Here is a 21,769-nt window from a genome sequence, read left to right on the forward strand (position 1 = left end):
ATTGGGTTTAACTATTCCGTCCGCTGAGATTCCAGATCATCTGACCGATATCAGCAGCAGTTTCCCGGGTCCAGGATTCCATCAGCAAAAAATGGGGAATCAGTGTCGATTCCGCCCACCAGCTATCTTCGGTTACCGGCGAACGCACCAGCAACGCAGTAATAACGATCACAATAAGGCCGCCTCTGACCACACCAAAACCGATGCCAAGCACCCGGTCAGTACCACTCAGACCGGTTGCCTGAACCAGCATATTGATCAGATTATTAATAACGGCGCCAACCATCAGGGTGGCAATAAACAGCAAAATGAAAGCTGCACCTATGCGCAGCGAGGGGGTCTGCAGGAGATTATCCAGCAGGGTACTCAATGAGGGGGCAAATAACCGGGCAACGATGAATGCAGCTACCCAGGTGACCAGCGACAGCGCTTCTTTCATAAAGCCGCCGCGCAGGCTGTATAAACCGGAAATTGTAATGATGCCGATAATTGCCCAATCGGCCCAGTTGAGTGTCATACTAATTATCTACTTCAGGATCTGAATAAGGGGCGAATTCTACCAGAGCTGTCAGCTGAACCCAACGTTTATCGTGTCGTGAAACGGACTATAATACCGTCCAGACCGAACTCTTTCTGAATATCACTCTGCAACTCTGTTAGCCGGGTTTTCTGAATATCAGGTCCGACAAACACTCTTACCAGATCCCCTGTCTTACGGATATACACCTTATATCCGGCATTTAACAGTCGGGTGCGCAGCCCTTTAGCGTTATCTTCATCCTTAAAACTCGCCAGTTGCAGGCTCCATGCAACCGGAACCCCTTGCTGATCAAGGGCTGGCGGATCGTCCCGTTCCTCAATAACAGGCTTCTGCTTAGCCACCTCATCAGCAACCTTCTGCGGCATCACGGCTACGGTAACCGGCTCAGCGGGAGCCGCCGGAGCAGAGCTATCCGGCAACGGTTGATTCTCAGGCGTAATGACGACCAGTTGCGGCTCAACCGGTGGCGGCGGTATTGCGCTTTCAAGCTGGCGTTCCCGATAGCCTGCGCCATCAAAAAAGATGGGCAGAAGAATTGCTGCGGCCACAATCAGAATAGCACCGCCTGCCAGCCGCTGTTTAAAGCCATCATTCACTGTTTTTACCATCCATATTCAGTGCAACTAATGCATCACTCACTGTCAAGAAAGAGCCAGCAATGACCACCCGGTCAGCAGCCGCCACCTCACCCCTCACCCCTTCCAGGGCATCGGCAACAGTATCATAGGTCGCCTGCAGAGTAACGGCTACCCCCAGAGCTGTCAGTTTGTCAGACAGCACCTGGGCTGACTGACCCCGGACTCCTTTCAGGCTTACCAGATACCACTGATCAATCACTGGACACAGCAGTGCCAGCACCTGATCGATATCCTTATCAGCCAACATTCCCAATACCATCATAGTGCGCCCAGCGACAGGCTTATCCCGCAACTGACCTGCCAGATACTCCGCCGCTTCGGGATTGTGAGCAACATCAAGAATATAATCGGTATCAGCGACACAGATCTGCTGCATCCTGCCGGTCAGGGAAGCCCTGGCGAGACTCGCTTTGAGCTGCTCTGCCCCGGGCAACAGGCCAAGTATATTCAACACCTGAATAACCGTTGCGGCATTCGCTTTAGGCAGGGTCATATCCGGTAAACCCGAGATCGTCAGGATATTCCCCCCCGGTTCCTCACCCTGCCAGACCCAGCTATCCCGGTCGGTTTGAGACCAGTTAAAGTCACGGCCCCGACAATACAGCGGCGCGCCTATCTGATCGGCATAGTTAAGCAACTTCTGCGGCGGCTGCGGATCGCCACATACCGCTGGACGCCCAGCGCGATAGATCCCCGCTTTCTCATAACCGATCTGCTCCCGGTCATCTCCCAGCCAATCGATATGATCGAGCGAAACCGTCGTCACCACCGAAAGATCTGCATCGACAATATTGATCGCATCAAGCCGGCCACCCAGACCCACCTCAAGCAACACAACATCGGGCTTTTCGGTAGCAAACAGATGCAGCGCAGCCAACGTATTATATTCAAAATAGGTCAGTCTGACGTCGCCGCGAACCTGCTCTATCGCTTCGAATGCCCGCATGATCAGTGCATCACTGACCGGCACTCCGGCAAGCCTGATCCGTTCGTTGTAGCGCAGAAAATGAGGGGAGGTAAAACCCCCCACCGTCTTACCCTGATCACGAAGCACCTGATCCAGCATAGCAATAGTGGACCCTTTCCCGTTGGTCCCCCCGACAACAATCTTAAGGCAGGCGCTGAGATCAAGATCCATCCGCTGATAGACAATACGCAAGCGATCAAGCCCCAGCTCAATCAGATCGACCGGATGACTGTTTTCAATCCATTCGAGCCATTCAGGCAGGGTCTTAAAGTGTGCAGCAGACATAATGATGTTTATCCCAGACAATAAAAAGGCCGCCAGAGTAACTGCAGCGGCCTTATCGTAGCGTTTCGATCAGACGGAAGCGGCAACCGTATCAGACTCAGGCTGAGACACAGCAGGCAACCCCTGCATCATCCGCAGCAAGGAGGAGAGACGATCGCGCAACTGGCCCCGGGATATGATCATATCGATCTGCCCATGCTCCAGCAAAAACTCACTGCGCTGAAACCCTTCTGGCAGTTTTTCACGTACGGTCTGTTCGATAACCCGTGGTCCGGCGAAACCAACCAGAGCCCCCGGCTCACCCACATTCAGATCACCCAACATCGCCAGCGAAGCTGAAACCCCACCATAAACCGGATCGGTCAGTACTGAGATATAGGGCACACCTGCCTGCTTCAGACGTTCCAGTGCCGCACTGGTTTTAGCCATCTGCATCAGGGAAAACAGCGCTTCCTGCATCCGGGCACCACCACTGGCGGAGAAGCAGATCATCGGAATCCCCTCTTCCAGGGCGATGTTTGCCGCACGCACAAAACGCTCACCAACAACCGCGCCCATTGAGCCACCCATAAACTTAAACTCATAGGCGACTGCAACCACAGGAAGACCTTTGACCTCACCGCGCATAGCGATCAGCGCATCTTTCTCGCCGGTTTCTTTCTGCGCCGCCACCAGGCGGTCTTTATATTTCTTGGTATCCCGGAACTTCAGGTGATCGACCGGCTCTACTTCAGCACCAATCTCACGGGTTGTGCCCTCATCAAGAAAAGCGTTCAGACGTACCCGTGCCGTCAGCCGCATGTGATGATCACACTTAGGACAGACATTCAGGTTTTTTTCCAGCTCCGGACGATACAGAACGGACTCGCACTTCGGACACTTTTTCCAAAGTCCTTCAGGAATATTGGTTCGCTTCTTCTCGGAACGAACCAGAGAGGGAACGATTTTATCCAGCCAGTTACTCATTATTACTCCAGCTGCTGCCTGTGGCAGCCCTTATTTATCCATTGCCTGACGCATGCTTGCAGTAATCGCTGCAACTGCCCCAGGGATCTGTTCCTGATTGCCTGCCAGTTCGGCAATCTTATTAACCAGTACGCTACCGACGATAACACCATCGGCGACTTCCGAAATTGCCCGGGCTGACGCATCATCACGGATACCGAAACCCACACCAACCGGCATATCGGTATGCCTGCGAATGATCTCCAGTTTGTCAGCAACTTCGGCAACATTCAGCGACGCCGAACCGGTCACCCCTTTAACCGATACATAGTAGACATAACCACTACCCGCTGCACAGATCTGCTTAATCCGCGCCTCCTCTGTGGTTGGCGCCAGCAGATAGATCACGTCAATATCAGACGCCTTCATCAGTTGATTAAACTCTCCCGCCTCCTCAGGCGGGAGATCAACCGTCAGAACACCATCCAGGCCGACCGCTTTGGCTTTATCTGCAAACGCAGAGTAGCCCATCACCTCAATCGGATTGAGATAGCCCATCAACACCACCGGCGTGGTCTGGTTGGTTTTACGGAACTCAGCGACCATATCCAGCACATCGACCAGACGTGTACCATGCAGCAAGGCACGTTCACAGGCCAACTGAATAACCGGGCCATCCGCCATCGGGTCAGAGAAAGGAATACCCAGCTCAATAATATCTGCTCCGGATTCAACCAGTGCATGCATTAGCGGCAGAGTTACTTTAGGTTCAGGGTCACCCGCTGTCACATAAGGGATCAGCGCTTTGCGGCCCTGGCTTTTCAGATTATTAAAACACTCAGTAATACGACTCATCTTAATCTTCACTCAGTCAGGGCTTAAAAGTTAATACCGTCAATTTCTGCAACGGTATGGATATCCTTGTCGCCCCGTCCTGACAGGTTAACCAGAATAATCTGATCCTTGCCCATCGTTGGCGCCATTTTCATCGCCTCAGCCACAGCGTGACTGGATTCCAGTGCCGGCATAATGCCCTCGGTCAGGGTCAGATGACGGAACGCATGCAATGCTTCATCATCGTTAATCGCCGTATATTCTGCCCTGCCGATCTCTTGCAGGTAAGAATGCTCAGGCCCTACGCCAGGATAGTCGAGACCCGCTGAAACAGAGTGAGTACCAATAACCTGACCACCCTCATCGGACATCAGACAGGTACGGTTACCATGCAGTACACCCGGTCGGCAATGGGAACTCAACGGTGCCGCATGCTGACCGGTTTCGATCCCATAACCGCCCGCTTCCACACCGATCATGCGCACATCTGCATCTTCGATGAACGGATGAAACAGACCGATGGCATTAGAACCACCACCCACACAGGCAACCAGTGCATCCGGAAGTTTGCCTGTCTGTGCCAGACACTGTTGCCGGGCCTCACGACCAATAATGGACTGAAAGTCACGTACCAGCTTTGGATACGGGTGCGGACCAGCAGCGGTACCAATAATATAAAAGGTATTATCGACATTGGTCACCCAGTCCCGCATCGCTTCGTTCATCGCATCCTTCAGCGTTCGGGTACCGGACGTAACAGAGACAACTTCAGCCCCCAGTAGTTTCATCCGGTAAACGTTCAGTGCCTGTCGACGAATATCCTCTTCGCCCATATACACTGTACATTCAAGCCCCAGCCGGGCAGCAACTGTTGCCGTCGCTACACCGTGCTGTCCTGCACCGGTTTCTGCGCTCACCCGTGGCTTACCTGTAAACTTAGCTAACAGAGCCTGCCCAATGGTGTTATTCACCTTGTGTGCACCGGTATGGTTCAGGTCTTCACGTTTCAGGTAGATCTGCGCACCGCCCAGCTCACGGGAAAGACGTTCCGCGTGGTACAACGGTGATGGCCGGCCTACATAGTGGGCAAGATCGTGATCAAACTCCGCCTGAAACTGTGGATCCCGCCAAAGCTTTTCGTAGGTCTGTTCTAGCTGCTGAAGTGCAGCCATCAGGGTTTCAGACACATAACGGCCCCCAAACTGGCCGAAATGACCACCTGCATCGGGCATCTGCTTTGCGATCGCGAGATCTTCTTTAGTTGGCACGAGCTACCTCATTCATAAAGGATGTTATTTTTTCACAGTCTTTCAGGCCTTTAGCCGCTTCAACCCCGCCACTGACATCAACAGCATAGGGTTTCACCCGGCGTATAGCCTGCACTACATTGCTCTGATCGAGTCCACCTGCCAGAATCAGCGGCTTATCGATATCAGATGGGATGCGCTCCCAGTCAAACGCTTCACCGGTACCACCAGGAACACCGGGACGGTATGCATCCAGCAGTATCCCCCGGGCCAGCGAAAAGCGTTTAGTTTCAGCCACTACATCAATATCCGGAGACATCCGCAGGGCTTTAAAATAGGGTCGGTCGAACTGAGCACAGTATTCAGGGGACTCATCACCATGAAATTGCAACAGATCGATGCCCGTCTGAGCCATAATTGTCTGCACCTGGTCAACCGATGCATTAACAAACAGGGCTACCGTCGTTACGAATGGCGGCAGCTGTTTGATAATCGCCTCGGCAACCGCAGGCTCAACGAACCTCGGGCTGGGCGCATAGAAGACAAAACCCAGCGCATCAGCGCCAGAGTCTACCGCAGCAAGCGCATCTTCCAGCCGGGTAATTCCACAGATTTTTACGCGGGTTCGCATCACTTGGATCAGACTATTCAGAAAGAGACCAATAGTAACAGATAGCAGGCCCTGAGGTTAACCGTTTTGCATCAGGAAATAGGGCCCCAGCTCTGATTTTGGCAACTCATACTGGTCGGGATATTTCACATCGACAAAATAAAGCCCGTAGGGTGGAGCAGTAACCCCTCCCTGAGTACGATCGCGAGCGTCAAGCACCTGTTGAGCCCATACAGGTTCCGCCTCACCAGCACCAATCTTCATCAGCACTCCGGCAAAATTGCGAATCATGTGATGCAGAAAAGCATTGGCCCGCACATCGATCACAATCAGCTCACCGGCACGGTAGATGTCCATCGCCCTGACCTCCCGCACCGGGCTTTTCGCCTGACAGCCAATGGCCCGATAGGAGGTGAAATCGTGCTCCCCGATAAGATAATCAGCCGCCGCCTGCATCCGTGACATGTCCAGCTGTTTATGGGTCCAGGTCACACCCCGACTTAACAATCCCGGCTTTACGGGCGCCGAATAGATCAGATAGCGATAGCGCCGCTCCAGCGCTGAAAACCGGGCATGAAAACTATCATCAACCCGTTTAGCCCAACGGATAGCAATATCATCCGGGAGTTTGGTATTGGTTCCCATCACCCATGCCCGCTCGGGGCGCTCAGCAACGGTGTCAAAATGGATAATCTGATAAGTGCCGCTGACGCAGGCATCGGTGCGCCCCGCACAGATCACCTTAACCGGCTCATTAGCTATCGCAGATAACGCTTGCTCTACCGTTTCCTGAATCGATGGAACATCTTTTTCCTTCTGCGTTTGCCAGCCACGGTAGGCTGCCCCGGCATACTCAACACAGAGAGCATAGCGTTTGGTTTGCGGTAAGTCAGGAGCTAAACTTTCCGCCTCAGCAAGCCCGTCCTCAGACCCAGCTTGCTCAGAATATTCTGATTTCAGCCCCGCCGGGGCCTGTTCATAAGAAAGGGCGACCGAAGTCGCCCCTTGCTGAAGTTTTAACTGGGTTTTATCCCGTGACATAGCAGATTTTATCTCAACATTTATCGAATCAGGCCTGATGCAGAAAGCACCAGGCCCGTGGTTATCAGCTTAATGAACTTAACAGGCTATTGGCTTCTGCACGCTGCGCCTCGCTACCCTCTCGCAGAATCTCTTCGAGGATATCCTTAGCACCATCCAGATCTTCCATATCGATATAAGCTCGCGCCAGATCAAGCTTGGTCTCAACCTCGTCTGCACCCTCAAGAAGGTTCAGTCCTTCTAACGAGTCATCCTCAGCTTCTTCGCTCACATCCAGGCTAAGCTCATCGGTACCGGCATCGCTTAGCAGCATCTCAAGTTCAGAGTCGAGCTCAGCATCCAGGTCATGACTGAGAGTTGAATCATCTTCTGCCTGAGGAGCCTCAAACTCTTCCTCATCCAGCACAATTTCATCATCTTCAGCACTATCAAGCAGCGCCTGAAGGTCATCGTCCAGATCGGCATCGCTATCAACAACATCCAGCTCTTCGACATCGGCTTCATCGACACCGGCAAGCAATTCATCCAGCTCAGAATCGGCAGTCTCATCCTCAGCGATCGCTTCACTCTCTTCGCCATTTAACAGAGCGTCAAGATCGTCAAACTCATCTTCGACTGGCTCTTCAGCCATCTGTTCGATCGCCTCATCCTCTTCAGAGACGGTATCATCAGCAACATCAAGATTGAAATCCAGATCCAGATCATCGTCCGGTTCTTCAACCGGTTCTGGCTCTTCAGCAACATCGGCTGTCGGCTGAATATCAAACTCAAGATCAGCAACATCTTCCTCAGGCTCTGGCGCTATAGCGTCATCAGCACCGGCCAGCAGATCTTCAAGGCTATCAGCTTCAGGTTCCTCAGGCTCTTCAACCAGCGCGGCAAGATCATCGTCAGCATCTGACTGGTCTAGATCATCGAGATCAAACGACTCGCTCTCTTCTCCCAGAATAGAGTCAAGGGCATCGTCAACCTCTTCACCAGCATCAACCTCTTCATCAACAGAATCAGGTCCTGGAGGCTCGCCAAAGTCCTCATCAAATCCGAGATCAAACTCCTGATCATCCAGATCCGTTGCAGTCTCAGCCTCACCAACCTTTTCCAGATCCATATCCAGATCGAGATCAAGCTCATCAAGATCCTCTTCTTCAGCGGCAACCGCTACTGTCTCCTGCTCCACCTCGGGCGCTGGAATTACAGTAACATCCTCATCGACAGCAGTCTCTGGGGTTTCAGCAGCGATCGCTTGCCCCGGAACAACGGACTCCGACGACTCCTCTTTATTTCCCCGACGCATAAACAGCAGTGCCAGCAGGAAAGCAATCAAAGCACCGCCAGCTGCACCGATGTAAAGTCCAAACTCCTCCAGTAAGCTTTTAGGCTTAGCCTGGGAGTCTGCAGCGGGAGCAACCTGACTGGCTACCGGCTGTTTCTTCGCAGATTCAAGCTCCGCCTGAAGGTCAGCTAACTGCTGATCCTTCAGCTCCAGCAATCGTTGCAGACTTTCCATCTGCTGCGCAAGCGCATCCACACGGCCGGTCAGTTCGTCATTTTCGCGTTGAATCTGATCAACGCTTTCCAATGCTGACGCCAGCTCAGTTTCCAGTTGTTTGTTTTTTTCCAGCAGGGCAGCATCAGCTTGACTCAAATCGGTGTCGGCCGCCTGATCTGATACCGTATTGGTGTCAGCCTGGGTATCAGGTGAGACAATCTTCAGTTGCCCCTGGGCCGACTTGGCTGCAACCTCCTCACCCTTTTTTCCGGATGCAGCTGCCTTATCCGCACCATCAGTGCTATCCATATTCTTCGGCTGGGCAGCCGGGGTGATCCCCTGCTTCCACATCTGCGTCTGACGCCAGAACTCTTCATTCGCCTGTTTCTGATTCAGCGCCTGAACCTCTTCCAGCGAAGGAAGGTCCATAACAACACCGGCTTTCAGCTGGTTAACGTTGTTATTGCGAAAGGCATCCGGGTTTTTACGCTGTAACGCCAGCATCATCTGTGCTTCAGATACAGAGTTGCTGGGCTTATGCTTTTTGGCGATATCCCACAATGTGTCATTCACATCCACATACACCTGACCATCGGTCATACGGGTGCGGATATTATTCACCGGCTGCTGTGGCGCCATCGGCTTTACAGCAACGGGCGCGGGAGAGCTGGCAGCCGAGGAACGTGCTGGCTGTACGGCCGTAGGAGCCGGGGTTGGATCGTAGACCGGCGGATCCAGTAGTACAGTATATTCACGCACCAGACGACCGCTGGGCCAGTTAACCTCTACCAGAAAGTTGAGAAAAGGTTCTTTCACCGGCGCCGATGAGGTGAGAATAATAGTTCCCCGACCAGCAGAGCCCGGCTTCACCTCAAATTTAACATCGGAGAGGAAACGCAACTTCTCTATGCCGGCCAGAGCAAACTCATCAACATTGGCCATTCTGGGTTGTATCTGTTGCGGATCAACGGAGCGCATCTGCAACAGCTGTATCTCTGCCTGCAGGGGTTCATTCAACGCTGATGTTATTCTGATTTCACCGAGACCAAGCGCATTTGCATTTGAGGTTCCTAGTGCACCTGCAATTGCCAAACTTAGGGCTAATTTGCGCAGCATATTTTCGCTTCCTTAATTTCCCCGGGTCCTGAATTCAACAAAAATCGTCAATATTCAGAAAGTTACGTATCCAGTTTTAATGGCCAAAGTATTCATTAAAACCCATGTTTAATCAACAACCCTGATCGGCCATAAACAGCTAAACTTCAGTATTTAAAACCGTTCTGAGTAAAAAGCTGATCACCTCGAACAAAAAACAACTCTCAGACAAAAACAGTAAATCCATATATTTCAAACAGTTAAAGACCAATCCTGAATTTAACCTCAGTATATACACAAACTGACAACAGATTCGAAATTCCACTACCTAAGTTGGTGACTGTGGACTGCATCGCCGTCCGAAAAATTTTATTTCGGTTTTGTTGACCTGAATCACTCCGTCAGATACAAAAAAACCGGCCTTTTCAGCCGGTTATATCGTTTATTCCACTCATCAGCCCTGCAACAGGATCCGCAGCATACGCCGCAACGGCTCTGCTGCTCCCCAGAGCAACTGATCGCCGACACCGAATGCATTCAGGAATTCATCACCCAGGTTCATCTTACGCAGACGCCCTACAGGTACACCCAGAGTGCCAGTCACCTTAGCTGGCGTCAGATCACGGGCAGTGATGTCGCGCTCGTTCGGCACCACACTCACCCAGTCATTGGCTTCTGCAATCATGGATTCAATCTCATCCATCGGTACATTTTGCTTCAGCTTAATGGTAAATGCCTGACTGTGACAGCGCATCGCACCGATACGCACACAGGTGCCGTCGATCGGTACCGGGTTGTCACTCAGCCCCAGAATCTTGTTGGTCTCAGCATAGGCCTTCCACTCTTCACGGCTCTGACCATTATCCAGGCGGGTGTCGATCCAGGGAATCAGGGAGCCTGCCAGCGGTACACCGAAGTTATCCGTTGGCATAGCATCAGAACGGATTGTTTCAGCAACCTGACGGTCGATATCCAGAATCGCACTGGCAGGGTTGGCCAGATCAGCAGCGACAGAATCTTTGATAATACCCATCTGCGAGATCAGCTCACGCATATGACGCGCACCACCGCCGGACGCAGCCTGATAGGTCATGGAGGTCATCCACTCGATCAGACCCGCATTGAACAGACCACCCAGCCCCATCAGCATCAGGGACACAGTACAGTTACCGCCAACATAGGTTTTAACACCGTTTGCCAGGCCGTCTTTAATGACATTCATGTTAACCGGGTCGAGTACGATAATGGCATCATCGTCCATCCGCAGGGAAGATGCAGCATCGATCCAGTAGCCATCCCAACCCGCTGCGCGTAGCGCACCGTAAACCTGTTTCGTGTAGTCACCGCCCTGACAGGAGATAATGGCATCCATCTGTTTCAACTCTTCAATGGATGTTGCATCTTTCAGTGCCGGAATATCTTTACCAATAGCCGGACCTGGCTGACCCGCCTGGGACGTTGTAAAAAAGACCGGCTCTTCGATGTGTTCGAAATCACCCTCTTCCATCATGCGCTGCATCAGCACGGAACCAACCATTCCGCGCCAACCAACAAAACCTACACGCTTCATCTGTTCCACCAAAACTATTCGAACCTGCTAACAGATTCCTGAGAATAAAAACAACAAAGCTGCCACAAGATTCTGCAGCAGCCTGTTATGTTCCGGACGCTCCGAAACCCTTTAATTATGCAATATTTTAGTCATATAGACTATCGAAATCAGAGCATTTTATAACCAGCCTGAGTTCCAGCCAGCAGTTTTACGCCTGCAAAGCCGCGATAACTGCATCACCCATCTCAGTGGTAGATACCTTCTGCATCCCTTCAGACCAGATATCCCCGGTACGCAGATTCTGATCCAGCACCTGGCTCACAGCCGCCTCGATACGATCGGCTGTTGCACCAGCGTTCAGTGAATAGCGCAGCATCATCGCCACCGACAGAATAGTCGCCAGCGGGTTAGCCAGATCCTGCCCGGCGATATCCGGCGCAGAACCGTGGCAAGGCTCATACATCCCCTTGCCGTCAACATCCAAAGATGCAGAAGGCAGCATACCGATCGATCCGGTCAGCATCGCCGCAGCGTCAGACAGGATATCACCGAACATATTACCGGTGACCATAACGTCAAACTGCTTTGGTGCACGCACCAGTTGCATCGCCGCATTATCGACATACATATGACTCAGCTCGACATCCGGATACTCTTTAGACAGCTCCTCCATGATTTCACGCCACAGCACGGTCACTTCCAGTACGTTCGCTTTATCGACAGAGCACAGACGCTTATCACGGGCACGGGCGGCTTCAAATGCCACACGACCGATACGACGGATCTCATTCTCATCGTAAACGTAGGTGTTATAACCCTCACGGACATTACCCTCTTTAAGGCGCACACCACGAGGCTGACCAAAGTAGATACCGCCGGTCAGTTCACGCACAATCAGAATATCCAGACCGGATACCACTTCAGGTTTCAGGGTTGAAGCGTGAGCCAGTTGCGGATAGAGAATCGCCGGACGCAGGTTACCAAACAGCCCCAGACTGGAGCGAATACCCAGCAAACCTTTTTCCGGACGGATCTGAAAGTCGGGGTTAGTGTCCCACTTCGGACCACCCACCGCACCTAACAGGATCGCATCAGCAGCGCGGGCAGCTTCCAGTGTTGCTTCTGGCAGCGGCACACCATCAGCATCGATAGCGGCACCGCCAACCAGCGCTTCGGTCAGTTCAAGATCGAGATTATCCTGCTGGTTAACCAGTTCCAGAACACGACGCGCCTGCGCGACGATCTCTGGACCAATACCGTCACCCGGTAAAATCAGTACATTTTTAGACATTATTCTGTTTCCTTAATCCTGGCAGCAGAGTCGGCTCTGCCGCCTGAAATACACTTAGCTTATTTGTTATGGCTTATTTATTGAGACTATTTAATCGCGTCAAACAACCATGGCGCTTGTTGCCGGCGTTTCTCTTCATAAGCACGAATATCATCACTGTGTTGCAGCGTCAGACCGATATCATCCAGACCATTCAGCAGACAGTGCTTACGGAAGCCATCAATACTAAAGGACATCTCCTCCCCAGATGGGGTGATAACCAACTGCCGTTCCAGATCAATACTCAACTGATAACCGTCAGTCGCAGCACTCTCTTTAAACAGCTGATCGACCTTCTCGTCATGCAACACAATGGGCAGCAAGCCATTCTTAAAACAGTTATTGTAGAAGATCTCAGCAAAACTGGGGGCTATCACACAACGAAAGCCATAATCATCCAGCGCCCAGGGCGCATGTTCCCGACTGGAACCACAGCCAAAGTTTTCCCGGGCTAACAGAATACTGGCGCCCTGATAACGGGGCTGATTGAGGACAAACTCCGTATTCAGCGGACGCCCTTCACAGGACTGATCCGGCTGACCTTCATCCAGATAACGCAGCTCATCAAACAGGTTTTTACCAAAGCCGGAACGCTTAATCGACTTCAGAAACTGTTTGGGAATAATCATATCGGTATCGACATTCGCCCGATCCAGCGGTGCAGCGATACCTGTGTGCAGTGTAAACTTATTCATCTCGCTCTCCCGATACCTTATTAAATCAACTCACGTACATCGATAAAGTGACCAGTCACCGCAGCGGCTGCTGCCATAGCCGGGCTCACCAGATGAGTGCGGCCACCGAAGCCCTGACGGCCTTCGAAGTTACGGTTGGAAGTCGATGCACAGTGCTCACCATTACCCAGCTTATCGGGGTTCATCGCCAGACACATGGAGCAGCCCGGTTCGCGCCACTCAAGGCCCGCTTCGATAAAGATCTTATCCAGCCCTTCAGCTTCCGCCTGGGCTTTCACCAGACCGGACCCCGGTACTACCAGCGCCTGAATGATATTCTCTGCAACTTTGCGTCCTTCAACCACTTTGGCGGCATCGCGCAGATCTTCGATACGGGAATTGGTACAGGAACCGATAAACACCCGGTCCAGCTGGATATCGGTAATCTTCTGATCAGCCTGCAAGCCCATATATTTCAGGGCACGGTTGATACCATCCACCTTAACCGGATCTTTCTCATTATCCGGATTAGGCACCTGACCCGACACACCCACCACCATTTCAGGTGAAGTACCCCAGGTCACTTGTGGTTCGATATCCGCAGCGTGGATCTCGACCACCGCATCAAACTCGGCATCGCCGTCAGACACCAGATCACGCCATTGCGCAACCGCTGCATCCCATTGCTCACCTTTCGGTGCAAAAGGACGCCCCTCAAAGTAATCGATCGTGGTCTGGTCAACCGCCACCAGACCCACCCGGGCACCGGCTTCGATCGCCATATTACAGACGGTCATCCGCCCTTCCATCGACATATTGCGGAACACATCACCACCAAATTCAATGGCATAGCCCGTACCACCAGCGGTACCAATCACACCGATCACATGCAGGACAACATCTTTAGGCGTCACACCGACACCCAGCTCGCCATCCACGCGCACCAGCATATTCTGCATCTTCTTGGTAATCAGACACTGGGTGGCCAGCACATGCTCCACCTCTGAGGTTCCGATGCCGTGGGCCAGTGCGCCCAGCGCACCCAGTGTAGCGGTGTGGGAATCACCACACACGGCGGTGCTACCCGGCAGAATAGCGCCCTGCTCCGGCGCCATAACATGCACAATCCCCTGACGATGATCGTTCATCTTGAACTCGAGGATGCCAAACTCATCGCAGTTGGCATCAAGGGTCTTCACCTGAATTTTGGAGACCGGATCAACGATCAGATCCACACCACCAGAACGCTCGGTGGTGGGTACGTTGTGGTCCGGGGTTGCGATATTGGCATCGATCCGCCATGGCTTACGACCGGCTAACCGCAGTCCTTCAAATGCCTGAGGCGAAGTCACCTCATGCAATACCTGCCGATCGATATAGATCAGCGAACTACCATCATCATTGGTTCGCACCAGATGCGAATCAAACAGTTTGTCGTATAACGTTTTTCCAGCCATCGGAACTCACCTCACTGCGTCTTTTATACCGGCGGTTTTACCTGCCAGCTTTTTTATATGCTGCAATCCTAGTGCACGGCATAGCAGAAAACAAATTCATATTTTTTATACTTTGCATTCCATATTGGAATACATAAACTAACGCAAACCGTTACAGGAGATCGCCCATGGATACCAACGCCCTCCAGGCCTTCGTCGCCGTTGCAGAAACGGGCTCATTTTCCCGTGCAGCAGAACAGCTGTTTCTCACCCAGTCAGCGATGAGCAAACGGATTCTGATACTTGAGCAGCAACTGAACAGCCGCCTGTTTGATCGCATCGGGCGCACGGTCAGCCTGACTGAAGCAGGCCGGGAACTGCTCCCCAGAGCCCAGCGGATCCTGCTGGAACTGGAGGATGCCCGGCGCTCGTTAAGCAACCTCAGCGGCGAAGTCAGTGGCACACTGTCGGTGGCCACCAGTCACCATATCAGTCTGCACCGTCTGCCACCGGTATTGCGCCAGTACATCCACGCGTTTCCCGAGGTAAAACTGGACCTTCGTTTCGATGAGTCTGAGATCGCTTACGATAATGTACTTAAAGGCAATCTCGAGATCGCCCTGATCACCCTGGCGCCGAACCCGGATCCCAATATCTATTCCCAGGCCATATGGCGCGACAAGCTGAACTATGTGGTGGCAACCGACCATCCTCTGGCTGCCCGGCAACAGGTCACCCTGGAACAACTGTGCGATTATCCGGCCATCCTCTCCGGTAGTGCCACCTTCACCCGCCAACTGGCTCAACTGCAGTTCTCTCAGTTGGGGTTACAACCGGACACCACGATGTCCACTAACTATCTGGATACCATCAGAATGATGGTTGAGATTGGACTGGGCTGGTCACTGCTGCCCGAAACCATGACCGAAAACAGTCTCAGTGTGCTCAAAGTCGATCTCCCTCCGGTAACCCGGGAACTGGGATATATCACCCATAAAGAGCGCACCCTCAGCAATGCCGCCCGTCACTTTATACACCTTTTAGAGCAGGCTGCAGAAAAGGGTTCATAATCGTGACAGGCTTCATTAAGATGGTCATACAGAAGAAGTTTAGGAACCCATCATGACTGAAAGCTCCGGTAGCACAAGCGACAACTGGTTACAGGAACAGCTGCAACGCTGGCAGGAGATGGCGGAACAACTGACGCATAAACAACCAGAACAGTGGCAGCAGTTTCTCAACAGTTTTCAGGGCGGCGCCCAAACCGATTTCAGCGACCAACAGGCAGATCTGCTTAACCTGGTCAAAGCTCAGTCCGCACAGTTCAGTCAATTTGCTGAATCGCTTCGTGATAAACACAGCGGTGCACTCAGCACCGATCAGTTGGTCGAAGAGATGCAGAGCTATATGCAGCAGCAGTGCAACGACCTGCTCAGTCGCCAATGGAACCTGCCGGAACCCTTCGCTTCACTAATGAAAAACGCCGCGTTCGCCCCTGAGACGCTCTCACAGGCCCCCTTTCGCGAGCTATTGGAACAACTGGCCAGATCCCCGGAGATCGGCAACGGTCCATACAGCCCGGCACAACTGCGCTCACTTGCCCAGGCGGTAATCGATTATCAGGACTCTTTAACCGAATACCTGAAACAGTATGACCATATCTTCAATCAGACCGGTGCCGACCTGAAGCAGCAGCTGGAGCAGCAAACAGCCGATATCGACAGTGTTAAAGCGCTGCAAAACCTCTGGATTGAATGCTATGAAAAAGCCTACCGTGATACCGTTTTTACAGACCAGTATCAGGCCTGTCATGGCCGCATCAGCAACAGCCTAAACCGGGTACGCAAGCTCGCCTTCCATAGCCGGGATATCAAACTGAAAGAGTTTGGTCTGGTTACCCGAGAAGAGCTGGACAGCACCATCCGCCAGCAGCATCAGTTACGCAAGCAACTGCGGCGCCAGCAACAGGAGATCGACGAGCTACGAGCTATCATCACGTCCATGAAAACAGAGCGGGATAAACCAACACGCAGCAACCGGAGAAAACCGGAATGAGTGGGTTCAAATTCAATCCGGAAAAAATAGTCTCCGAACTGGGCCAGTACAGCGAACAGCTATTGCAGAGTATCAACACCCTGCAACAGATCGATGAAGTCAGTGTTGGCCAGACCCCCAACGAGATCATCTACCGTGAAGACAAACTGCAGCTACTGCGCTACCAGAGTGAAAAAACACCGGGCCGCAAGCGCTGTAAAACGCCCCTGCTGATCTGCTATGCACTGGTAAACCGCCCCTATATGGTCGATCTGGACCAACAGCGTTCACTGATTAAACGGTTACTGGCACTGGGGCTGGATATCTACCTGATCGACTGGGGTTACCCCGACGCTGCTGACCGTTATCTGGATATGGATGACTATATTAATGGCTATATCAGCAACTGCGTTGATCAGGTGCTGCAGGACTCCGGGCAGGAGCAACTTAACCTGCTGGGCATCTGCCAGGGCGGCACTCTCAGCCTCTGCTATACCGCACTCAACCCCAAGAAAGTGAAGAATCTGATCACCATGGTGACGCCGGTGGATTTCAAAACCCCGGACAATATGCTCAGCCACCTGGCGCAGCAGATCGATATCGATCTTGCCGTAGACACCTATGGCAATATCCCCGGCGCAATGCTTAACGACGCCTACAACGCACTGATGCCGATGCGTCTGGGATTACAAAAAAACCTCAATATCCCCCGACAACTGAAAGACCCCGACTCGGCGCTGAACTTCCTGCGCATGGAAAAATGGATCTACGACAGCCCAGACCAGGCCGGAGAGATGTTTCGTCAGTTCCTTACCACCTTCTTTAAAGAGAATGGCTTTATCAACAACAGGGTGACCGTTGGAGATCGGCCGGTGGATCTGCAGCAGATTAACCAGCCCCTGCTGAATATCTTTGGCAGCGCAGACCATCTGGTCCCGCCCTCCGCTTCACGCGCACTGAACGGGCTAACAAAGAGTCGTAAATACCAGGAGTATGAGGTCGCATCGGGACATATCGGCGTCTTTGTTTCCAGCAAATCGCAAACAGAAGTTGCGCCAACCATTGCTAAGTGGCTAAAACAGCACGATTAACCGCAAACAAGACAGGGGAAATTTGAAAATTTACTTTTTTCCGCCAGGATTCTCATCTAAAATCCGCCCTTTCTTTTGTCGTTAACCAAAAACCGTTTGGTTTTTAGCCGGAGTTTATGACGTTGCCATCTAACGGGAAAATCAAACTGCAGGGTTTTAACAACCTGACCAAAAGCCTCAGCTTCTGCATCTACGATGTCTGCTATGCCAAGACCAAACAGCAGAAAGCTGAATACATCGAATATATTGATGAGCAGTACAACGCTGATCGCCTGACGGAGATCCTCACAGAAGCCTGCGATATTATCGGTGCAACAGTCCTCAACGTGGCCCGTCAGGATTACGACCCGCAGGGTGCCAGCGTCACCATTCTGGTAGCCGAAGAACCACTCAAAGATTCAGCTAATGTTGATACCACCGAAAAACCGGGACCTCTGCCCGAATCCGTGGTGGCCCATCTGGATAAAAGCCATATCTGCGTGCACACCTACCCGGAAGCCCACCCCGATGACGGCATCTGTACCTTCCGTGCTGATATTGAGGTGTCCACCTGCGGTATTATCTCGCCCCTGAAGGCACTCAACTACCTGATCCATAAACTGGATTCCGATATTGTGACCGTCGACTATCGGGTGCGCGGCTTTACCCGTGATATCAACGGCGTGAAACATTATATCGATCACGACATCAACTCGATCCAGAACTTTATCAGTCAGGACATCCGCGATCAGTACCAGTTGGTTGATGTAAACGTCTATCAGGAAAACATCTTCCACACCAAGATGATGCTCAATGATGTCGACCTCAACACCTACCTGTTCGGCACCACCACCGCCGACCTGACCGGCCGTGAAATCGAAGAGATTACCGAACGCCTCTACCAGGAGATGAACGAGATCTTCTATGGGCGGAATATGCCGGATATGAAGGGAAAGTAAACACTTAGAACGGCGCTGCGCGCCTGCTAGTCGCTAGTGGTTAGACGTCGCTTCGCGACTTGCTAGCAAGAGCCACTCGTTCCCACGCTCCCGCGTGGGAATGCATATCTTAGTTAACGTGCTCGACCAACCATGCTCAGCTATCTCTCACACTCTCATTCTTATAAATCAATGACTCTGACCCTGTTAATCCGGAACGGCGCTGCGCGCCTGCTAGTCGCTAGTGGTTAGACGTCGCTTCGCGACTTGCTAGCAAGAGCCACTCGTTCCCATGCTCCCGCGTGGGAATGCATACCTTAGTTAACGTGCTCAACCAACCATGCTCAGCTATCTCTCACACTGTCATTCTTATAAATCAATGACTCTGACCCTGTTAATCCGACGAATAACATTTGAGGCTAAAGATAACTTATCAACTTATTCTTTATCCAACTGATTAACTATATTATTAATATAGACAGGAACACTTACCGAGCTAACATCACCTTCAACAATTTCTTTCAAAACATTAATTCTAGACATAAAAACCCCTTTTTATACAAAAAACTTTTAATATTTAAACCTAAGAAAATTCCTACTACCTAATATATTCACATAGTAGTAAAACTCAAAACAATTTCCTATATTTCTTTCATACCACGGATAACTAAAAATACTATTCTCATTTATTATATATCTATTCAGATCGCCTTCATTACCGATAATTAGACTGCGACTCGATCTATTGTTTGTAACAACATTAACAATACAGCCATAACTTTTAATTTCATCATCAACAAAAAAAGATTCCACATACTGATCAAAGAAAAAAAACGACAAAGAACCTAATATAATTTTATATGCAGCTGATTTATTAAAATAGAAAGCCATGAATAGTAAAATTAAAGATACGATTCCTGAAATTAACATCACCTCTCCCTAACACTCTCATTCTTATATCTAAGCAACGGCGTCAGTACATATTCAATATGATACCGCTTTCCGGTTTTCACCTCAGCACTAACACTCATGCCTAGCACCAGATTAACTTCACGGCCATCTACCCAAAGGGTATTTTTATTCATCAGCATTCTGGCTTTGCTTTATAGATTGCCCCCAATTTTTCACTCTTATTCACTCTCCCGCACGGTCATAAATACCTTGCCGCCATACTAAAAATACGCCTATAACCTATCGATCCTTCATAATCTTTTACACTGAGCATCGTCAAAAAAACAGACTCTTCCATTAATTTCAGAGTCAAGTAAAACACCGTCATGATTACGAAGTACGACTGCTAATATTCCGGTATCTTGTGGTGACATAAGTAGTCATTCATGATCCATTTTACATTCATAAATCAAACAATACTCATGCTTATATATTTCTATTATTTTATCTTTATATATACTACAGTATTCATAACTTCCATCATTACCATACATATACACTAACCCCCTTCCTTTAGCCCAAGCTTTATACTTCATATTCTTCAATAAAAACCTTCCGGGATACTCATGCAGATTCTTTTTAAGAAGAAGCAAACTAGCATAATCGAAATATAATGGACAGCAATCTTTATAATCACTAAAGAACACAGCCGCATATTTTAAATTATTAATTGACAACAACAATGACTTAGGGTCATTTGAATCCAGATAAAAGATCGATTGGGATATATAATCGGATATACACTCATAATCAACACTTTTACAGTCAACCAACTTATATATACTTTTTAAGTCCGTTGCGTCATAAAGTTCATGATAAGAGCCATCCAGTACAGAATTTTCAAACCTACCCACCAAAGCATTATCTTTAGAAAAGACTATATCACTAAATAAAACAAACATCAGAAAACAAAACATATAAAAAAATTTATTAATCATAAATAACCCTTAATGACAACATTCATATATAGAAGCAACGGCATCAATACATACTCAATCAGATAGCACTTTCCAGTTTTCACTTCAGTACTGACGCTCATACCCGGCACCAGATTCACTTTACGGCCATCGACCCAGAGGGTGTTTTATTCATCAATATTCTGGATTCGTAAATTAAGCCCGCGATTTTCATTGGAGGCGGTATCACAGGAAGATAAGCGTAGGGATTCAGGCGATCAAAATGCTGTTTGCGGCAAAGACACCGAAGAAAGGTTGAAAGGCTAAAAATAGATGCTGTTGACCCTGTATCAAGCAGCCATAGAGTCTGTTCCATCGACGAATAATCCATTGTTTTATAGCGGTTAATCTCATGATAGTAGGGGATTTTCTGTTCAAATACAAAGATTGGTATCAGCGCTTTGCCACGCTATCACACGGCCTCCCACCTCTGGTTCTGCGTTACTGAACCGGTATCCCTTGTCTTGTAACGTTTTATGTCATCAAAAGCCTCTATCAGCCTATCACTTACTTTTTATATGGTTTTTATGTTTCTTGCCTATACTTAACAGGCTCAGTCGGAGGGGGAGCTGGCAGATAACAAAAACAACTAAAACCCATTCGAGGAGAGGATAATTATGAATCAACTCAATCGACGCGATTTTATTAAGCTGGGCGGAGCAGGTGTTGCCGCAGGGGTGGCATCGCTGACGCCCAGCAGCGCACTGGCTAAATCGGAAGCATATAACCCGGGAGCGACCACGCTGCCCTACCCGCAAACGGCCGTTGCCAAGGCCCAATCCCTGCCACAGAACAAGGTGGTACATTTCAACTATCCCGATGAAAGTTCTCCCTGCGTGGTGATTCGCATGGGACACCCCGTGCCCGGTGGTGTCGGTCCCAACATGGATATTGTTGCCTACAGCACCCTGTGCACCCATATGGGGTGTCCGGTCAGTTACGATCCAGCCTCACGCGACTTCAAGTGTCCCTGTCACTTCAGCGTATTCGACAGCGAAAAGATGGGCCAGATGGTCACCGGCCAGGCAACAGAGAACCTGCCTAAGATTCGTCTGGAATACGATACCAGTACCGATTCGGTAACTGCTGTTGGTGTTGATGGTCTGATCTTCGGCCGCCAGGCCAACATTTTATAA

At 50.6% G+C, this 21,769-nt stretch carries 19 protein-coding genes; 5 read left to right on the top strand and 14 right to left on the bottom strand.

Going from position 1 to position 21,769, the window contains the following annotated elements; translation table 11 throughout:
- Nucleotides 1-7 precede the first annotated feature (7 nt).
- From OCU43_RS12105 to leuC, 13 genes are all read right to left on the bottom strand, one after another.
- On the bottom strand, nucleotides 8-517 hold the full coding sequence (locus OCU43_RS12105; RefSeq protein ID WP_091355441.1) for a CvpA family protein: 510 nt from the start codon (nucleotides 515-517) through the stop codon (nucleotides 8-10).
- A gap of 68 nt (nucleotides 518-585) precedes the next feature.
- Nucleotides 586-1,137, bottom strand: coding sequence for an SPOR domain-containing protein (locus tag OCU43_RS12110; RefSeq protein ID WP_091356229.1), 552 nt, complete (start codon nucleotides 1,135-1,137; stop codon nucleotides 586-588).
- Nucleotides 1,130-2,431 (bottom strand): bifunctional tetrahydrofolate synthase/dihydrofolate synthase, encoded by a 1,302-nt coding sequence (folC, locus tag OCU43_RS12115; protein WP_091355444.1) that lies wholly within the window; start codon nucleotides 2,429-2,431, stop codon nucleotides 1,130-1,132. Before folC ends, OCU43_RS12110 begins: the two co-directional genes overlap by 8 nt.
- Before the next feature lie 69 nt (nucleotides 2,432-2,500).
- On the bottom strand, nucleotides 2,501-3,397 hold the full coding sequence (accD, locus tag OCU43_RS12120) for an acetyl-CoA carboxylase, carboxyltransferase subunit beta (protein WP_091355446.1): 897 nt from the start codon (nucleotides 3,395-3,397) through the stop codon (nucleotides 2,501-2,503).
- A gap of 30 nt (nucleotides 3,398-3,427) precedes the next feature.
- A complete protein-coding gene (gene trpA, locus OCU43_RS12125; RefSeq protein WP_091355448.1) occupies nucleotides 3,428-4,231 on the bottom strand; it encodes a tryptophan synthase subunit alpha in 804 nt (267 codons plus the stop codon).
- Nucleotides 4,232-4,254: 23 nt separating this feature from the next.
- A complete protein-coding gene (trpB, locus tag OCU43_RS12130; RefSeq protein ID WP_091356232.1) occupies nucleotides 4,255-5,442 on the bottom strand; it encodes a tryptophan synthase subunit beta in 1,188 nt (395 codons plus the stop codon).
- A gap of 25 nt (nucleotides 5,443-5,467) precedes the next feature.
- On the bottom strand, nucleotides 5,468-6,088 hold the full coding sequence (locus tag OCU43_RS12135) for a phosphoribosylanthranilate isomerase (RefSeq protein WP_217647400.1): 621 nt from the start codon (nucleotides 6,086-6,088) through the stop codon (nucleotides 5,468-5,470).
- A 57-nt stretch (nucleotides 6,089-6,145) separates the two neighbouring features.
- Nucleotides 6,146-7,108 (bottom strand): tRNA pseudouridine(38-40) synthase TruA, encoded by a 963-nt coding sequence (gene truA / locus OCU43_RS12140; protein WP_091355453.1) that lies wholly within the window; start codon nucleotides 7,106-7,108, stop codon nucleotides 6,146-6,148.
- 64 nt (nucleotides 7,109-7,172) lie between these two features.
- A complete protein-coding gene (locus OCU43_RS12145) occupies nucleotides 7,173-9,713 on the bottom strand; it encodes a FimV/HubP family polar landmark protein (RefSeq protein ID WP_091355456.1) in 2,541 nt (846 codons plus the stop codon).
- Between the two features lie 433 nt (nucleotides 9,714-10,146).
- Nucleotides 10,147-11,262 (bottom strand): aspartate-semialdehyde dehydrogenase, encoded by a 1,116-nt coding sequence (asd, locus tag OCU43_RS12150; RefSeq protein WP_091356234.1) that lies wholly within the window; start codon nucleotides 11,260-11,262, stop codon nucleotides 10,147-10,149.
- A gap of 190 nt (nucleotides 11,263-11,452) precedes the next feature.
- Entirely contained in the window at nucleotides 11,453-12,535 is a 1,083-nt protein-coding gene (gene leuB / locus OCU43_RS12155; RefSeq protein ID WP_091355458.1) for a 3-isopropylmalate dehydrogenase, read from the bottom strand.
- Nucleotides 12,536-12,621: 86 nt separating this feature from the next.
- The gene (leuD, locus tag OCU43_RS12160; RefSeq protein ID WP_091355461.1) at nucleotides 12,622-13,269 is read right to left on the bottom strand and encodes a 3-isopropylmalate dehydratase small subunit; all 648 of its coding nucleotides are present in this window, start codon (nucleotides 13,267-13,269) and stop codon (nucleotides 12,622-12,624) included.
- 20 nt (nucleotides 13,270-13,289) lie between these two features.
- Nucleotides 13,290-14,705 (bottom strand): 3-isopropylmalate dehydratase large subunit, encoded by a 1,416-nt coding sequence (gene leuC / locus OCU43_RS12165; protein WP_091355464.1) that lies wholly within the window; start codon nucleotides 14,703-14,705, stop codon nucleotides 13,290-13,292.
- A 167-nt stretch (nucleotides 14,706-14,872) separates the two neighbouring features.
- On the opposite strand from leuC, the gene OCU43_RS12170 reads away from it, so the two are divergent.
- The 4 genes from OCU43_RS12170 (at nucleotide 14,873) to speD (ending at nucleotide 18,747) form a co-directional block, all read left to right on the top strand.
- Complete coding sequence (locus tag OCU43_RS12170; protein WP_091355467.1) at nucleotides 14,873-15,754, top strand: LysR family transcriptional regulator; 882 nt, start codon at nucleotides 14,873-14,875, stop codon at nucleotides 15,752-15,754.
- Nucleotides 15,755-15,806: 52 nt separating this feature from the next.
- Nucleotides 15,807-16,739 carry a poly(R)-hydroxyalkanoic acid synthase subunit PhaE gene (locus OCU43_RS12175; protein ID WP_091355471.1) on the top strand — a complete coding sequence of 311 codons (933 nt, stop codon included), beginning with the start codon at nucleotides 15,807-15,809 and terminating at the stop codon, nucleotides 16,737-16,739.
- Nucleotides 16,736-17,809: a class III poly(R)-hydroxyalkanoic acid synthase subunit PhaC gene (phaC, locus tag OCU43_RS12180; protein ID WP_091355474.1), complete on the top strand. Its 1,074-nt coding sequence runs from the start codon at nucleotides 16,736-16,738 to the stop codon at nucleotides 17,807-17,809. Before OCU43_RS12175 ends, phaC begins: the two co-directional genes overlap by 4 nt.
- Nucleotides 17,810-17,925: 116 nt before the next feature.
- Nucleotides 17,926-18,747, top strand: a complete 822-nt coding sequence (speD, locus tag OCU43_RS12185) for an adenosylmethionine decarboxylase (RefSeq protein WP_091355477.1) — start codon at nucleotides 17,926-17,928, stop codon at nucleotides 18,745-18,747.
- 1,310 nt (nucleotides 18,748-20,057) lie between these two features.
- On the opposite strand, the gene OCU43_RS12190 is transcribed toward speD, so the two are convergent.
- Entirely contained in the window at nucleotides 20,058-20,615 is a 558-nt protein-coding gene (locus OCU43_RS12190) for a hypothetical protein (protein WP_091355484.1), read from the bottom strand.
- A gap of 635 nt (nucleotides 20,616-21,250) precedes the next feature.
- Between OCU43_RS12190 and OCU43_RS12195 the strand changes: the two genes are divergently transcribed.
- Nucleotides 21,251-21,769: an arsenate reductase (azurin) small subunit gene (locus OCU43_RS12195; protein WP_091355486.1), complete on the top strand. Its 519-nt coding sequence runs from the start codon at nucleotides 21,251-21,253 to the stop codon at nucleotides 21,767-21,769.

Source organism: Amphritea atlantica, from assembly GCF_024347255.1.
In the GTDB taxonomy this organism is placed as follows: domain Bacteria; phylum Pseudomonadota; class Gammaproteobacteria; order Pseudomonadales; family Balneatricaceae; genus Amphritea; species Amphritea atlantica.

Coding starts and splice junctions, on each gene's coding strand:
- speD (WP_091355477.1), top strand. CDS start 17,926: ATGACGTTGCCATCTAACGGGAAAATCAAACTGCAGGGTTTTAACAAC.
- leuD (WP_091355461.1), bottom strand. CDS start 13,269: ATGAATAAGTTTACACTGCACACAGGTATCGCTGCACCGCTGGATCGG.
- trpB (WP_091356232.1), bottom strand. CDS start 5,442: ATGCCCGATGCAGGTGGTCATTTCGGCCAGTTTGGGGGCCGTTATGTG.
- OCU43_RS12195 (WP_091355486.1), top strand. CDS start 21,251: ATGAATCAACTCAATCGACGCGATTTTATTAAGCTGGGCGGAGCAGGT.
- OCU43_RS12135 (WP_217647400.1), bottom strand. CDS start 6,088: ATGCGAACCCGCGTAAAAATCTGTGGAATTACCCGGCTGGAAGATGCG.
- folC (WP_091355444.1), bottom strand. CDS start 2,431: ATGTCTGCTGCACACTTTAAGACCCTGCCTGAATGGCTCGAATGGATT.
- leuB (WP_091355458.1), bottom strand. CDS start 12,535: ATGTCTAAAAATGTACTGATTTTACCGGGTGACGGTATTGGTCCAGAG.
- OCU43_RS12105 (WP_091355441.1), bottom strand. CDS start 517: ATGACACTCAACTGGGCCGATTGGGCAATTATCGGCATCATTACAATT.
- truA (WP_091355453.1), bottom strand. CDS start 7,108: ATGTCACGGGATAAAACCCAGTTAAAACTTCAGCAAGGGGCGACTTCG.
- leuC (WP_091355464.1), bottom strand. CDS start 14,705: ATGGCTGGAAAAACGTTATACGACAAACTGTTTGATTCGCATCTGGTG.
- phaC (WP_091355474.1), top strand. CDS start 16,736: ATGAGTGGGTTCAAATTCAATCCGGAAAAAATAGTCTCCGAACTGGGC.
- asd (WP_091356234.1), bottom strand. CDS start 11,262: ATGAAGCGTGTAGGTTTTGTTGGTTGGCGCGGAATGGTTGGTTCCGTG.
- OCU43_RS12190 (WP_091355484.1), bottom strand. CDS start 20,615: ATGATTAATAAATTTTTTTATATGTTTTGTTTTCTGATGTTTGTTTTA.
- accD (WP_091355446.1), bottom strand. CDS start 3,397: ATGAGTAACTGGCTGGATAAAATCGTTCCCTCTCTGGTTCGTTCCGAG.
- OCU43_RS12145 (WP_091355456.1), bottom strand. CDS start 9,713: ATGCTGCGCAAATTAGCCCTAAGTTTGGCAATTGCAGGTGCACTAGGA.
- OCU43_RS12175 (WP_091355471.1), top strand. CDS start 15,807: ATGACTGAAAGCTCCGGTAGCACAAGCGACAACTGGTTACAGGAACAG.
- trpA (WP_091355448.1), bottom strand. CDS start 4,231: ATGAGTCGTATTACTGAGTGTTTTAATAATCTGAAAAGCCAGGGCCGC.
- OCU43_RS12170 (WP_091355467.1), top strand. CDS start 14,873: ATGGATACCAACGCCCTCCAGGCCTTCGTCGCCGTTGCAGAAACGGGC.